The organism is Sapientia aquatica (assembly GCF_004358105.1).
Taxonomy (GTDB): domain Bacteria; phylum Pseudomonadota; class Gammaproteobacteria; order Burkholderiales; family Burkholderiaceae_D; genus Solimicrobium; species Solimicrobium aquaticum.
Window position 1 is genome coordinate 145,684 of record NZ_SMYL01000001.1, and the last position, 15,670, is coordinate 161,353.

Consider the following 15,670-nt stretch of genomic DNA (forward strand, 5'->3'; position numbering starts at 1 on the left):
CAATCAGGCAGAGAATCGGGCTGTGAATTCGATTGTGAATCAAATTGATTTAGATAATTTCGGGAGAGTAGGGATGACGATAGATTGGGCAAACTTTACGCCCTACGCCAGTTTGATCGGCGGTGCATTAATTGGTGTGGCCTCACTCATTTTGTTGTTGTGGGATGGTCGCATTGCCGGAATTAGCGGCATAGTTGGCGGCCTCATTCAAAGTGGAAAACATGATTTTATGTGGCGCTTAATGTTTGTTGTCGGCTTGTTGGTAGCGCCTTGGATTTATACATTGTATGCGCCCTTGCCGGTGATTCAAATTGATGCCTCGCCGATCGTTTTAATTGTTGCCGGTGTGTTGGTGGGCTTGGGCACGCGTCTGGGTTCTGGCTGCACTAGCGGTCACGGAATTTGTGGTTTGGCGCGCTTTTCTAAGCGCTCGTTGGTTGCCGTTGGGTGCTTTATGGCGACGGCATTTATCACCGTTTTTGTCATGCGCCATTTGATCGGATAACTACTATGTTGAAATTTATTGTCGCTTTATTGTCCGGCGTGATTTTCGGTCTGGGTTTGATCGTCGCCGGCATGTCCAACCCTGCCAAGGTCTTGGCATTTTTGGATTTGGCTGGGCAGTGGAATCCCAGTTTGGCTCTCGTAATGGTGTCCGGCATTGCGGTCATGATAGGCGGATTTAAATGGGCGGCCAAAATGCCATCGTCATTGTTGGGGTTGCCGTTTCATCTGCCAAACGCGAAAGACATCGATCTTAAATTAGTTTTCGGTAGCGCAATCTTTGGCCTTGGTTGGGGCCTAGCGGGAATTTGCCCTGGGCCTGCGGTGGTTTTGGTGGGAGCTGGGCTGCAATCGGGCATCGTGTTTTTTGTTGCGATGTTGGCGGGGATGGCGTTGTTTCAAATCGGGACGCATTATTTGGTCGGACGCAAGAAAATTTAACTAGTGGTAAGCTGCTCGACACTAAAAATTAAATTGTTTTCCCCTCCCACATTTAGAAGGAAACACCATGTCGAGTTTAAGAAAAATCCAATCACTCCTGCTGTGTCTAGCCTTGATATCGTCTGTCGGCACCTTGACTAATGCCGCTGCACAAACCGCTACTGCACCGCATCAAGTCATTCCTGTGGCCGCGCCACCTGCTGTAACTGCCGCTGCCCCGCAAGCTTGTCCCGCTATTTTGCATTACAACTTCAATCGCTTGCAGGACGATGCGAAGCAGGATCTGTGTCAGTACGCTGGTAAAGTTGTGTTAGTAGTTAATACCGCAAGTTTTTGTGGTTTCACTAAACAATACGAAGGCTTAGAAGCGTTGTATGCCAAGTACAAAGACAAAGGCTTGGTGGTGTTAGGTTTTCCATCCAATGATTTCGGCCAGCAAGAACCTGGCTCATCCAAAGAAATCGCTGATTTTTGCTTCAATACGTATGGCGTGAAATTCCCGATGTTTGCCAAGTCATCCGTCCAAGGCGATAAAGCGAATCCTTTGTATGTCGCACTAATTAAAGCCACCGGCACAACGCCAAAATGGAATTTTTATAAATACCTGATCGATCGTAAAGGCAATATTGTGGATAGTTATTCCAGTATTACTACGCCGGAGAGTTCGACTTTGGTCGGGCCGATTGAGAAAGCCTTGGCGGTTAATTAATTATTGAGCGATGAAAACGAGCAGGAGTTGGCGTTCTTGCTCGTTTTTTCCTCTTCTTCGATTTGGTCTGCGTTAAAAGTTTTTCTTATAGTTTCACCATCTCTAGCCATAACATCAACGGTACGATTGTTTGCTATGCGCTGTCTAAATTACACCGTTCCCACCTTAGTTACCTTCAGCGCTTCTGCCAAAGTTGAAATTTAACTTTGACATTCAAATAACTGCTTCCTAAACTCAATTCGTAATCTTGCGGGTTCTGAGCAATTGCAGTCTTTTAATTGGCTTTGCGTTGATGAAAAGTCATTAATCGTAGTTAAAAAATAAAAAAGCTTGCAGGTGAGATAAAACTACATAGGGTAAAAAAAATCATGAGCATAGCAAAACGAATGTATTTGTTGATTTTGATAGTGGTGGTTGGATTGGTGGGCTTGGGTGGCATTAGTCTTTATCAAATTAACCGCGTCTTTACTGCTGCAAACTATTCAACAATCAATGTCGTACCAAGTTTGATCGTCTTGGACGACGCGTCGACCGCCTTCATGCGAGTTCGCACCACGTTGTGGCAATTTATTGACCAGACCGATAATCAAAAACGCAATGACGCCGCCGAAAAAATAAAAGGATTGCGCCAAGTGACGCTGGATAAATTGGCGCATTATGAGAAAGAAGAAGTGTCAGATGAGACCGACCGAAATCTGTTGCTCGAAGACCGAAAAGCCGTTCTCGCTTTCTTTGATGCAGTCGACAAAATCAGCGCGATGATCGCCGAGGGTAAAGTCGAGGAGTCGCGCCAATTTCTGTTTAATCAAAAAGACGTAATTGCTAAGTCTGTTGAAGTATTCAAAGCGCACAATGCCTATAACTTAGTCATCGCAAAAAAGGCCGAGAGCGACGCCAATAGCATTGTTGCTAGCGCCAGATGGCAGGCGGTTTTGCTTGCGGTGCTCGTTGCCGCCGCGGTTGCGGCAATAGGTTTGCTCGTGACTCGCAGACTCATTAAATCGCTTGACTACGCAATCTATATTTCTGAAAAAGTCGCGTCGGGTGATCTGACAGAAAAAATCGATGAATCGTCAAAAGACGAATTTGGACTTTTGTTGCATGCATTAAAAACCATGAACGATAGTCTGCTCAATATTGTAGGCCAAGTTCGCAGCGGCACCGACACCATCACTGCTGCTTCATCCGAAATCGCACACGGCAATATGGAGCTGTCATCACGCACTGAAACCCAGGCCAGTTCGCTGGAAGAAACAGCGGCATCGATGGAAGAATTAACCTCCACCGTTAAACAAAACGCTGACAACGCGCGCCAAGCGAACCAGCTAGCCGCGACAGCTTCTGAAGTGGCGGCTAAAGGCGGCGCGGTTGTCTCTGAGGTGGTTGAAACGATGGGCGCAATTAACGAGTCCTCGAAAAAAATTGTGGACATTATTAGCGTCATTGATGGCATCGCCTTTCAAACGAATATTCTCGCGTTGAATGCCGCAGTCGAAGCTGCGCGTGCAGGTGAGCAGGGACGCGGCTTTGCCGTGGTGGCATCCGAAGTGCGTAACCTCGCGCAACGTTCAGCGGCGGCTGCGAAAGAAATCAAAGAGTTGATTGGTAATTCAGTCGAAAAAGTCGAAATGGGCAGCAAGTTAGTTGACCAAGCTGGTTCGACCATGAGCGAGGTCGTGGGCAGTATTCGGCGCGTCAATGACATCATGGCCGAGATCACTGCCGCTAGTCAGGAACAATCGCTTGGCATCGCGCAAGTCAATGATGCGATTATTCAAATGGATAGTGTCACTCAGCAAAATGCGGCGTTGGTTGAAGAAGCTGCCGCAGCGGCAGGCGCAATGCAAGAGCAAGCCGCAATGCTAACTCAGGTCGTTAGTATTTTTAAAATGAATGAGGCGCAATCCGGAAATGCTGGCTATGCCGCGCGCGCACAGCCTTTAAAAACTCCGCAGGTCGAAAAGAAATCGCCACCAAGAATTGCGACCCAATCGACGACAAGTACCCGCAAAATTAGCAGTGCAGCGACTAGTTCAACGTCAGCATCAAGTTCTAAATCAAGCAGCGCATCGAGTACGGCTCACGACGGTTGGGAAGAGTTTTAATACTGGAGCAGGCTGACACTGGTGATTTTCGCGCAGGGTGCGCGCAAGCGCTAAGGCAACAAAGCGATGGCCGCAGTGGGTGATCTATTGAGGATCATCGCTGCGGCCGTTTTAATATTTAAATGGAATCCCGGGAGAGTATTTTTCCCAAATTCGTTGAGCTTGTCCGGACTTAATGATGTCATTGAGCGCCGCATTGATCTCAACCAGCAGGTGTGAATTTTTACCGTTTTTGACAGTGATTAAATATTTTGACGGGGCTACCGCTCCTAGAACACTTTTGTGCGATACCAAGCTGTCATCGATGTAATTTCGCCCAATTAATTTAAATCCGCTGATGACTTCCAGTTCCTCTAAAAAATAGTCGCAGCGCCGAGCGTGGATTTTTCGGTACAGCGAATCATAGCCAGAGCCAAGATCTAAATCTTTGTCTGTTAAACCGTAATGCATGTAGCTTGAGCCCAAAATTCCACAGCCATGATATTTTTTTAAATCCCCAACGCTGTTAATGATGAGCGGGTTAGCAGTTAAATAAAACAGTTGCGGCGTTAGCGTGCTGTAGTGAATGGAGTAGTCGAATACCGCTGCACGGGCTGTATCAAAGTAGGCGTCCATCGCAAAATCAATTTGACCATTTTCCACCTCGTATAGGCAACGCTTCCAGGGCAGATCACCGATAAATTTCACTTCTCTGTGTAATTGGCTAAATACAGCACGAACGATATCGACGGATGAGCCGATAAACTCGCCCGTTTTTTTGCCATGCGCGTCCAATTTCCAATAAGTCCAAGGCGGTGGATCTGGGTCCGCGCAGATCGTAATCGGCGGCGCGTCGCTGCCCCGCGCTGACGGCGGCGCCAAGCAAAGCACAGAGATTACCAAGGCAAGGCAAAGTCGGAACATGGCGCTTTAGACGGTGAATTATTCGGTGAACGATAAGGTGCTCGTATATATTTACTAATTTTTTTACTAATTTTTGTGAAGCGGTTCTGCCCAAGTCGAGCGGCAGACCACTAATTTAGTCTAGTAAAACGACACTCATTAGCAAGAGACATTCGCCAAAGCGCGCTAAATCAAGGTGTTTTGTTGGCTAAGCCAAAGCAAAGTTAGCGAAATGGTAGTAAATGGATAATAAATTACCCTTTGTAAGGACTTATGCCGATTTATCTTCCGCGCAGGTAAATCGGGGCACAAAAATACCTTAAAATACTGCCCATGCAAAACAGTACAGAACTCCCAGACAGCTTAGAACCAGAAGATCAAAGCAGCTCACTGCAAGCCTACTTTAAGCCCGAAGTCGCTTACGACGATATCGAACAGGTTTATCAGTTAAAGCGCGCACAACCCATTTTGCAATCGTTTACCGCCTTATTTCATGGTGGTTTTGATAGCGTTTTGGTGCGCTTGCTGGTGTTGCGTGAATTGGCCGGTGACACGCAATCTTCTAGTTTTAGCCGCTCCGACATTAACGCCAAATTGGCCTACCTTCAGCCAGACAGTTTAGAAACTGTGCTGGCGCGTTTGCGCTCACACCAATTACTGATCTGGGAAGCCGCAACGTCGGTCTATCGCGTCGCACCGATGGCGCGAAATGTGCTGTCTGCCCTCGATAGTTTGATGGGTTCGCAACAAGCACCCGAGCAAGTCGAAGATGCCGACATGGGATTCTTACTCACCCAAGTCGCCGGCGCACAAGCCTTGGGTGGCGTCACGGTCGAGCAATTGCAGCATTTGCTGGGACGCTTGGTTGATTTGACCGAAGAATTTCGCGATGCGATTGCCTCTGGTTCAGAACACCGTTTACGCGCCTCACAAGGCAAGTGGAATAACGCGTGCGATTGGGTAGAAAAAGGCACCAAGATTATTTACTCGATTACCCAAGACGGTAACGCCGATCCGGCCACGCAACGCGCCGCGCAAGCAATTGGTCGGGCGCAAAGTGCGCTGCTCAATATGCAAGGGATGTTTTCGCGCGCGCTCAATCAGATCGAACGCCAGCGTGTGCACTTAGGCCAATCGGGTTTGTCCACTTCCGATATTAAGAGCTGGCTCATGGCGCACGACGATTTGGCCTCATTGGCGGACGAAGTCATCGATCATCCGGTTATGCCATTATTTGCTACGCCGGGCGAAATGATCGACGTAGCGGAAGCCGAATTATTCGCAGTCCGTGCGCACCAGAATACCGATCTACCGAATGGCTTGGAAACCCAATTCCAAATGCAAGATAAAGCCGCTTTGTATACCCAGTTAGACGAATGGTTGTCGGGCTTGAACAAAATCAGTAACGAACGCAGCAGCGAAGCTGGCTTGCCGGTCGGCGTGGATGTGCAACAAGTGTTGTTGCCAAGCAGTTTTGCGGTTGCGTCATATCGCGCTTCGTTATTGCCGCTAATCGGCGATGCCGATCAAGCCAGTCTGCAAGGCGCAGCGGCGCGCTTGGCTGGGCTTGATATGCAATTTATGTTGAACGATAAATTGGTCGCGATTGATGATCCAGAAGTCTCGGGCATCTCCGATTCGCGCCTGATGTTTTTGCACAGCGACTCCACCGATAACGATCAACAAGAATAGAGACAAGCACATGAATCAAGAATCTCAAATATTGATTGCGCGTTTAATCACGCACCAAACCTTAAAGCGCGAAGATAAATTGGTCAAACGCGCCTTAACGGATGAACTATTCCGCGCCGATGTTGATGCGCGTTTGCTGGCGTGTGGCATGAAGTTTGTCGATAACGTGTATGCCGATCACGTAACGCTGGCGTTAATTCGCAATGTCGAATCTAAAGTGTTTGGCGCACGCGACACCTGGCAGAACAATAATTTCGGTTTGGCGCGCGATGGTGTGGCCTTGTTAGTCGTGTTGTGGGCATTGATTATTTTGCCTAAGCGCGAAAGACAGTCTGCCCATTTGTCGTTTGAAGACGATCAAAACGATATGTTCGGTAAAGAAAAAGCCATGCCGCGCGCAGCGGATACCTCGGTAGGGATTTCGTACAAAGCTTTGCTGAGCGACTTTGGCGATAAGCTCGGTAAAAAAACCAAAATGGATATGAACCTTGGCAGCTTAAACCGCCTCGGTTTTATTGAGCGCAAAGGCGATCAAATTTGCGAAGGTCCCTTGCTCGATTTAATGATGGACACCGACGTACTCAAAGAGCGCATCATCAACGGCGCGTTAGCCGATATTTTTAAATTAAACCCAATCGAATAATAAAAATGTTCCATATTAAATCACTCGAACTCGTGCATTGGGATTATTGGCAGCGCATTAAAAATATCCCGCTGGATGCCAAGATTATTACCATCGCCGGCCAAAATGGCTCAGGCAAAACAACGCTGCTCGATGCGCTACGCACGTTGTTTGGTCTCGATTGCTCAATGGGGCGGACCTACAAACATTACGCTCGTCACTCTGGTCAGCCGATCGCGTGGTTGCGCGCGGTGGTCGATAACAAACCAGTCGGTCGTCAATTGTCGAATCGTCCGTTTCGCTCGTCCGGTTTTTTTAGCGAAGACGAAGTTACGCTGTTTTGCCAAATTCAAAAAAATGGCGGCGATTGGAAACGCCAATATTTAATGCGCCCCGGTTGCGTAGAAATCGAAGAAGTCATCAGCGCCAACACCACCGATTGGCTGGGCGTTGAGACGTATCGCAAACGCTTGGCCAACGCCGGCTTGTCGCCTGCGATGGCTAAAGTCTTGGCCTTAGAGCAGGGCGAAACCGATAAGCTGTGCGAATACGCGCCGCGCCAATTGTTGGATTTGGTGTTTCAAGTGTTTGGCGATAAAGAAGTCTTGGACGCCTACGACGAAGCCAAACGCCATCAGCACGACACCGAACAAGAGCTGCAACAATTTGAAGCAGAATTAGAAGTCGCCAAAGCCAATTTGGAAGGCTTGCGTCTGCGTGTGGCGAACTATCATCAATGGGATCACAAGAATCAAGAGAAGCGTGATTTGCAAGAGCAAATCCTGCCGAGTCTGCAATTCTTAGAAACCAAAAAACAATACGCTAGCGTTAGCCAAACTTTGCGCGCAGCGAAGAAAAACGCCCAACTGCAAGATCAACAATTGAGCCAGCAACGCGCTGAATTGGCTGAAAAGAGTCACCAGTTTTCGACTTATTTGCAGCAAGAGGGCGAACTGGAAAAAGAAGAAAAAGCGCTGCAAAAACGCTTGGCTGAAATTAATACCCAATTAAAGCCGCAAGAAAATTTACTCGAACAAAAACAGCGCCTAGAAAAATTAGCCGCTGAATCCGGTACCGATATTGCTGAAACCACGCAGTTGTTGGAGCAGCAGGAAACCCAGCTCGCTCAGCTAAAGCAGCAGCGTTCACAACTAAGCGAAAAAATCGCTGAGCAGCAAGCCACCATCTCAGGCTTGCAAAGCAAAACTGGTTTGCCCGACCCTGAAAATGTACGCAGCATGCGCCGCGCAATGACCGACGCCAATATCGCGCACGTGATGTTGGCCGATGTGGTCGAAGTGACCGATGCACGCTGGCAGGGCGCAGTAGAAGGCGTGTTAAAAAGTTTTTCTTACGTGATGTTGTTGGAACAAAGCGGCGATGCTTCAGCCGCATTTCGTTTAGCCGAGCAAGTGCGCTATCCCCATTTCATCGTGCCCGAGCGCGTTGCTGCGCCCAAAGTCGATAGCAAAAACGATCAAAGTTTGATGTCTGTTGTGCAATTTAGTGCGCCAGTACCAAGCTGGTTGATCGATCAACTCAAGCGTATTCGTCGCGTCGATAACGTTGCCGAAGGGATGCAATTGTCGGGCGTGGACGAATGGATTACGCCTGACGCGTTCCATCGTGAACGTCGCGGTGGCCGTTCTTTGTTTGTCGATGTTGCACGCTATCGCTTCGGTCAAGCCGGTCGCGCACAACGGTTGGATGCCTTACAAAAAAGTCTGCCTCGCTTAGAGCAGCAAGAAGACCAATTGACGCTAGAAATTAGCAAGCTAGCTAGCAGCGTATCGAACTTAAAAACCCGTTTAGCTGGTGTCGATGCGGCCAAAGAATTACATTCCCGTTTGGATGAATTTGCCGAAGCCGCACGAAACGTCGCGCCGTTGAAAAAATCGCGCGTCGAAGTTGGAACGCGCTTGGGTGAGTTGGGCGATTTATTAAAACAAGCAACCATTGCTAAAACCCGTTCCGAAATGGCGTGGCAAGACGCGCAAAAGCATTTGGCGATCGCTGAGCAACACAGCCGCGATAATGAGCAACGTTTAGCGCAAGAACGCAGCGCGCAGGCGCAAGTGTTGAAAGATGCGCGCCACAGCTGGAGCAAATTGCCTAGCGGTTGGCGGCAAGGAAGTTACTTATCCGATTTGGTCGAGAAATACGACAATGCTCGCCAGGTGGAATTACGGATTAAAAATCTTGAACTCGATATCGCGAGCGAAGATTGGGAAACCGATTCTAATGTCGTTGATCAACATCACCGCTTGCATCATCAATTGGCTGGTCAGCAGGCGGAAACCGAAGAACGCCGCTACCAAAACAATCGTGCGATTGAAGCGACTTCTAATGCGCGTGGCGCGTACATCGAACGTTTGCGCTACACGATTAAAATTTACGCCAAAAATATTAAACAGTTAGGCGAATTGGCCGGCATCGAAGTGCACGCCGATCCGGTGCGCTTAGAAAACGACGACGTGCAATTAGCGCAGGCTGGTTTGCATGTGAAGTTTAAGTTTGACGGCAAAGGTGTGATCGGGATGAACGATGGTGAAGCATCCGGTGGTCAGCAGGTGATGAAGTCCTTGATTTTGCTGATCGGTTTGCTCAAGTCAGAAGAAGGCAGCGGCGGCTTTGTGTTTATTGATGAGCCGTTTGCGCACTTGGATATTCGTAATATTCAATTGGTTGGTGAGTTCTTAAAAAATACCGACGCACAGTATTTGATGACGACACCGTTGACCCACAATACCGATGTCTACGATCCGTCTGAACTGACTTTAATTACCAGCAAGAAGAAAAAAGAGGCAGAATGGGCGCAGCCGATTTTTGTATTGCAACGGCGTGCCTAAGCTGACTTTTGATTTATTCGATTCGCCAACATTAACTGAAACCCTAGATGGAACAAGAACAACCTTCCCAAGTTAAGCCGTTCGACACGCGCCATTTTAAAAGCGCGTTGTCGCAATTTGCCACGGGCGTGACCGTGATTACGACGCGCTTGGATAACGGTAGCTTTTTGGGAATTACGGCTAGTTCATTTAATTCGGTTTCACTCGATCCACCGCTGGTGTTGTGGAGTTTATCGGACAAGGCCAGCAGTTTGCCGGTATTTTCGGTCAATAGTCATTATGTGATTAATGTATTGTCGGCTGAGCAAAGCCATTTAGCGATGCAATTTTCCAAGCCAGCGGTTGACCGTTTTGCTGGCGTTGAATACACACTGTCCTCAACTGGATTGCCGATTTTAAAAGGTGCTATCGCTTGGTTTGAATGTCATAACCGCAGCCGTTATCCTGAGGGCGATCACGTGATTTTTGTGGGTGAAGTGGAACAATGTGCGGTCGATCCTCAAGCACCGTTGATTTTTCACGGCGGTCAACTATTGGCTTCTGGTAGATGATGCAGTATGTGGATAGCGTCGGCTATTTGGCGGCGTTCTTAACCACCATCGCTTTTGTTCCACAAGCTTGGATGACGTGGAAGAATAAACATGCCCGAGGTGTCTCTTTGGGCATGTACATTATTTTTACCGTAGGAATTGCGCTCTGGTTGGCCTATGGAATATTGATCCAAGTCTGGCCGATGATTATCGCCAATACGATCACTTTGCTGTTGGCGAGTTTTATCTTAGTGATGAAGATTATTTACAAATAAACCCGCTGAACGGTAAAAAGAAAAAGCCAACTTGATGTTGGCTTTTTTATTCTGGATCCAAGGACCTATATCTTATCTTTCGTCGTGGCGATCATCGCGGCGATCTTCACGTCGCTCGTCGCGGTGTTCATCCCGACGTTCACCGCGATACTCATCACGACGCTCTTCGCCGCGGTAACCATCGTGATCACGATGCTCGTTGCGGTATTGTGGCGCATAGGTATTTTGATACCAATGATCTTCCACGAAATACACCGGACGACCGCACGCATTGTAGAGCGAGCAATAACGAAGCCAATCGTGGTGATGCTCGTAAGGCACGCGCAAATACAGCGGTTGATATACCACGCCAACTGGTGCTGCTTGAACAATCATCGGTTGCGCGTACATCACTGGTGGCGGCGCGACATTGCCGATTTCAATTTGTCCGTAATAATTCGGATGACCAATTCCGATGGAGATTCCAACGCTGGTTTGGGCGAATGAAACTAGTGGGGATGCAACAAGTGCAATTAAAATTATTAGGCGTGTCATACGGACTTTCATTATTTGTCGATGATACTTAAACGTTTTCGAATAGGATTGTTTGACCGGCTTGTTGCTCGGCTGAATTTAATTCATGTGAACTGTGTACCATTATTCACCCCATGCATTTGTTTGTTTTCGTACACTTTCGCTCAATTTGTAATTACTATGCTCGGCAAGGTTGGCTGCTTCAGCCAGACAGAGCAGCCGAAGCTAACCGCCAGAGTTGTGATGGCACCCCATTTAAAACCAAAAACTACGGAGACATAACGATGAGCGACACTCGAGCTGGGCAATCGACCAGCAGCGCCTTTGAAGCAGCGACTTACGCCAAAATCACTTGGCGCTTAATGCCATTACTTTTTGTCTGCTACGTTGCGTCCTATTTGGATAGGGTCAACGTCGGCTTTGCCAAGTTACAAATGCTCGCAGATTTAAATTTTAGCGAGACCGTTTACGGACTCGGTGCGGGCGTTTTTTTCATCGGCTATTTTTTGTTTGAGATTCCCAGTAACGTCATCTTGCATAAGGTCGGAGCGCGACTGTGGATTGCGCGCATTATGCTCACATGGGGAATAATTTCTGGAGCGATGATTTTCGTTAGCTCCCCGACTATTTTTTATGTGATGCGCTTCTTGCTTGGTGCAGCCGAAGCGGGTTTCTTTCCTGGCGTGATTTTGTATATTACCTATTGGTATCCTTCCGCGCGACGCGGAAAAATCACCGCCATATTTATGACCGCTATCAGCATTTCTGGCGTAGTGGGTGGTCCGTTATCAGGCTGGATTATGCATGCGCTGCCGGGCGTATACGGTTTAGCTGGCTGGCAATGGATGTTTATTATTGAAGCGGTTCCGTCGATAGTTTTGGGTATCGTTGTGGTGTTTTATCTGCAGGATAGAATTATCGATGCGAAATGGTTGAGTAGCGAAGAAAAAGAATTATTGGCTAAAAATATCGCCAATGAAGAAGCGACCAAAGTAGATATGAGTTTTCTCCAAGTGATGACACATCCAAAAATCTGGCTCATGGCGTTCAATTATTTTTGCTACATCATGGGGTTATATGGCATCAGTTTTTGGTTGCCAACGATTATTAAATCAACCGGCGTAACCGATCCGCTCGACATCGGCTTACTCACCGCAATCCCTTACGCCGCCGCAGCCGTCGCCATGATCTTAATTGGTCGCAGCGCCGACAAACATCGCGAGCGTCGCTGGCATGTAGCGATTCCCGCCGTGCTGGGCAGTGTCGGTCTATTACTGAGCACTTTATATGGTCACAACACCGTTTTGGCGATGGCTGCATTGACTCTTGCAACGATCGGCATCCTAACCACCTTGCCGCTGTTTTGGAGCTTGCCAACGGCATTCTTAGGCGGCGCTGCTGCCGCTGCCGGAATCGCGCTAATTAATTCACTGGGAAACCTGGCGGGCTTTGTCAGTCCCTACTTAGTAGGCTGGTTAAAAGACCTAACGCACAGCACCGATACCGGCATGTATATGCTGTCCGGTTCGTTAATCGTCGGAGCGCTGTTGACTTTGGCTGTGCCGAAAGAGATGGTGAATAAATAGTTGAGTAGTGATTTTTAAAAATGCTCGGGAGAGTGGCTGTTCTAACGACTCTTCCGAGCATTTTTGAGCCGGCATTCTCCAATCAATTTTTTCTTTAATTTGCCTAATCTAAACCGCACTGCCGTTTTTTCTCGTTTGAATTAGGTTTGGAGATATTTACCCAGAGTTTTCAAACGATGCATTGGATATTCGCGCCATCCTACTTCTAACATATCCCTCCCAGTAAGTATCTATTCTGATTCTGCACTAGTTGTGAAGCGGCTCAGGCAACGCATCGATTAAGCTCGTCATTCGTAAAATTGTTCGGAAAAAATCCTAGCTTCATTCACATATAGAGAAATGAATTAACTCTCACCTTAAATTTATATCCGAAAAACTGGCATCCGTTTCTTTTAAACCCAGGACACTAATTGGGAAATTGAATTTTGCAAATTATTGTTAATTCATAGTCGCATATTGATCTGCGGATTGAAAACCCAGAAAAAAAACACTAAGCTTTTTCTAGGGAAAAATAACAAGGCTTGTTCTGCCGCAGCAATTTTCAGTACGAAATTTAAGTTCGTGTTCAATAAATTGACATTGTGCGGGCTTATGCAGCGCGCACTATTTAGTCCATGGCCGTATTGCAAATCATTAGGGCACAACAAACTAAATCGGCTGCCGATAAAAAATATATCGAAGCTGTAAGTACAGCAATTTGCGGTTTCTTTTCAAGCCAATCTGGCTGACGAATGCGGCAATCCGCCACAAAAAATACTCACTTTTATCGCATCAAAATTAATGGAATTCCGTTGAGCGATTTCGTTTGTATCAGTCACTTTTCGGAGCAATTTGTCTCGGATTGAATACGTTCTAAATCATGTCAAGGAGCAGCAATCATGCGCAACAACACACCTGTGACAAATGTTGAATATATTTTGATGGATACGCAGACGGTTGTTTCTAAAACCGACTTAAAGGGAAATATTACCTACATCAATCAGGACTTCATTGATATTAGCGGCTTCACCGCTGAAGAGTTGATCGGTGCTCCGCAAAATATTGTGCGGCACCCTGATATGCCAGTAGAAGCATTCGCCGATTTTTGGCAGACCATTAAATCCGGTAAGGCCTGGACTGGTTTGGTGAAAAATCGCTGCAAAAACGGTGATCATTACTGGGTCGAAGCCAATGCGGCGCCCATGCTTGAAAATGGTCAAATGGTTGGATACACCTCGATCCGAGTCAAGCCCAGCCGCGAACAAGTCGCCGTTGCCGAAAAAATTTACCGCGACATTAAGAACGGCAATTCCGATTTTGAAATTAAAGAAGGTGCGGTCATTAAGCGCTCTGCTTTTAGGCGTTTTGATTTGCTCAATATCTTATCAATTCGCACAAAAATTATCGCTTCATTTGGTTTTTTAATGGTTCTGTTTATCGCTAACTTTTTGATGCAATTTTCTAGCGATAGCAAAGGTGGAACTGCTTGGTCGATCATTGTCGCGGCGTTGGGGATTATAACGAGCGTGTTATTTGGCTTCCTGATATTTCGCGCGGCGGTGCATCCCTTGGCGCGTATTCAACGCGATATTGAAAGAATGAGCGCGGGCGATCTGTCTGGCCCCATCAAAGCCACCGGCAACGATGAGTTAACCAAATTAGTCCAGTCCCTGCGCGTACTGCAAATCAACGTCAAATTACTGGTAGGACAAATAAAGGAAGCGGCGGAAGCCGTGAGCAATGATTCTGCCGCGATTGCATCTGGTAATTTGGATTTATCCTCCCGCACAGAAACCCAAGCAAGTTCGTTAGAAGAAACTGCCTCTTCAATGGAAGAATTAACCAGCACAGTCAAACAAAATGCCGATAACGCACGCGAAGCAAATAAGTTGGTTTCGTCGGCGTCTGACACGGCAATTTTGGGTGGTGACGCTGTAGGTCAAGTGGTCGAAACGATGGGCTCAATTCGAGAAAGCTCGCGCAAGATCGTGGACATCATCGGCGTTATCGACGGAATCGCATTTCAAACCAATATTTTGGCGCTGAACGCTGCAGTCGAAGCGGCGAGGGCAGGTGAGCAGGGTCGAGGCTTTGCCGTGGTCGCCACCGAGGTTCGCAACCTTGCCCAACGATCAGCGGCTGCCGCCAAGGAAATTAAGGAGTTAATCGGCGACTCAGTGACGAAAGTCGAGACCGGCGCCAAGTTGGTGGACCAAGCCGGCCACACCATGAGTGACATCGTGAACCAAGTGAAAAAAGTGGCAGGTTATATGGCCGACATAACGTTGGCGAGTCAAGAACAGAGCGATGGAATCGAGCAAGTCAATCTAGCGATAACCGAGATGGAAGAATCGACCACTCAGAACGCCGCATTAGTCGAACAAGCCGCCGCTGCCGCCGAAAATATGCAACAGCAATCCATTAAGCTGACGGACTTGGTGAATTCATTCAAGCTTGTGGCGCAAACGGGGAATGCGGCGCAGCAAGGTCGCCGGAGCAATTCTCGTCGACAGATACAGTAGGCTAGCTTTCAGACTAACGTAACGCAGGTTTGGCTACTATCAATCGAATTAAGGGAAACTGGGGCTAACTCGGAGCCAAAATCATACCCTGACACACTGAGATATTTTCTTTTCGATATGGTGGCGAAGGTTTCTGGTGGTGTGCGCTGGCCGGAGACGGCGAGAATCGAGCATCCTCCCCAGCGATTGTTCATGCATGGGTATTAGAGTTTTCGTTCTCGTCACAGTGTGTCTCAACTTCCTCGCTCAACGCGTGTCCGTGCCGGACGCGGATTCAATTCCCACCTAATTGCGAACAAAATTAAAAAGGCCACTCTTTCGAGTGACCTTTGTAATTTTGGTGGAGACGGCGGGAATCGGCCATCCTCGCCAGCCAATGCCCCTGCATGGGCATTGTCGTTCGCCGGCTCGCAGCAGTGCTGCTCGAAACCCCGGCTCACCCCGCGTCCGTGCCGGACGCG

General features: G+C 47.9%; 13 protein-coding genes. 11 read left to right on the forward strand and 2 right to left on the reverse strand.

Features of this window, described 5'->3' with window-relative positions; all coding sequences use genetic code 11:
* Positions 1-73 precede the first annotated feature (73 nt).
* The 4 genes from E2I14_RS00700 to E2I14_RS00715 all read left to right on the forward strand — a co-directional run bounded on the left by E2I14_RS00700 (position 74) and on the right by E2I14_RS00715 (position 3,759).
* The gene (locus E2I14_RS00700) at positions 74-505 is read left to right on the forward strand and encodes a YeeE/YedE family protein (protein ID WP_133324444.1); all 432 of its coding nucleotides are present in this window, start codon (positions 74-76) and stop codon (positions 503-505) included.
* A 5-nt stretch (positions 506-510) separates the two neighbouring features.
* Entirely contained in the window at positions 511-945 is a 435-nt protein-coding gene (locus E2I14_RS00705) for a DUF6691 family protein (RefSeq protein WP_406675690.1), read from the forward strand.
* A gap of 67 nt (positions 946-1,012) precedes the next feature.
* On the forward strand, positions 1,013-1,654 hold the full coding sequence (locus E2I14_RS00710) for a glutathione peroxidase (protein WP_133324446.1): 642 nt from the start codon (positions 1,013-1,015) through the stop codon (positions 1,652-1,654).
* Positions 1,655-2,022: 368 nt separating this feature from the next.
* On the forward strand, positions 2,023-3,759 hold the full coding sequence (locus E2I14_RS00715; protein ID WP_133324448.1) for a methyl-accepting chemotaxis protein: 1,737 nt from the start codon (positions 2,023-2,025) through the stop codon (positions 3,757-3,759).
* A 111-nt stretch (positions 3,760-3,870) separates the two neighbouring features.
* Here E2I14_RS00715 and E2I14_RS00720 read toward each other — a convergent pair whose 3' ends face one another.
* The gene (locus E2I14_RS00720; RefSeq protein WP_133324450.1) at positions 3,871-4,662 is read right to left on the reverse strand and encodes a substrate-binding periplasmic protein; all 792 of its coding nucleotides are present in this window, start codon (positions 4,660-4,662) and stop codon (positions 3,871-3,873) included.
* Positions 4,663-4,974: 312 nt separating this feature from the next.
* Here E2I14_RS00720 and E2I14_RS00725 point away from each other — a divergent pair, with 312 nt between their 5' ends.
* Genes E2I14_RS00725 through E2I14_RS00745 form a run of 5 tightly spaced genes read left to right on the forward strand, consistent with a single transcriptional unit; the run spans position 4,975 to position 10,609 of the window.
* On the forward strand, positions 4,975-6,333 hold the full coding sequence (locus E2I14_RS00725; RefSeq protein ID WP_133324452.1) for a hypothetical protein: 1,359 nt from the start codon (positions 4,975-4,977) through the stop codon (positions 6,331-6,333).
* A 10-nt stretch (positions 6,334-6,343) separates the two neighbouring features.
* Positions 6,344-6,976: a hypothetical protein gene (locus tag E2I14_RS00730; protein WP_227544544.1), complete on the forward strand. Its 633-nt coding sequence runs from the start codon at positions 6,344-6,346 to the stop codon at positions 6,974-6,976.
* A gap of 5 nt (positions 6,977-6,981) precedes the next feature.
* Positions 6,982-9,804, forward strand: coding sequence for an ATP-binding protein (locus E2I14_RS00735; protein ID WP_133324454.1), 2,823 nt, complete (start codon positions 6,982-6,984; stop codon positions 9,802-9,804).
* A gap of 47 nt (positions 9,805-9,851) precedes the next feature.
* Positions 9,852-10,355, forward strand: coding sequence for a flavin reductase family protein (locus E2I14_RS00740; RefSeq protein WP_133324456.1), 504 nt, complete (start codon positions 9,852-9,854; stop codon positions 10,353-10,355).
* Positions 10,352-10,609 (forward strand): SemiSWEET transporter, encoded by a 258-nt coding sequence (locus E2I14_RS00745; protein ID WP_319945916.1) that lies wholly within the window; start codon positions 10,352-10,354, stop codon positions 10,607-10,609. The genes E2I14_RS00740 and E2I14_RS00745 overlap by 4 nt, the downstream gene beginning before the upstream one ends.
* Before the next feature lie 72 nt (positions 10,610-10,681).
* Here the strand turns inward: E2I14_RS00745 and E2I14_RS19230 are convergent, their stop codons facing one another.
* Positions 10,682-11,143, reverse strand: a complete 462-nt coding sequence (locus E2I14_RS19230; RefSeq protein WP_165967712.1) for a hypothetical protein — start codon at positions 11,141-11,143, stop codon at positions 10,682-10,684.
* A gap of 263 nt (positions 11,144-11,406) precedes the next feature.
* On the opposite strand from E2I14_RS19230, the gene E2I14_RS00750 reads away from it, so the two are divergent.
* The gene (locus E2I14_RS00750) at positions 11,407-12,708 is read left to right on the forward strand and encodes an MFS transporter (RefSeq protein ID WP_133324458.1); all 1,302 of its coding nucleotides are present in this window, start codon (positions 11,407-11,409) and stop codon (positions 12,706-12,708) included.
* Positions 12,709-13,586: 878 nt separating this feature from the next.
* On the forward strand, positions 13,587-15,209 hold the full coding sequence (locus tag E2I14_RS00755) for a methyl-accepting chemotaxis protein (RefSeq protein ID WP_133324460.1): 1,623 nt from the start codon (positions 13,587-13,589) through the stop codon (positions 15,207-15,209).
* Positions 15,210-15,670 lie beyond the last annotated feature (461 nt).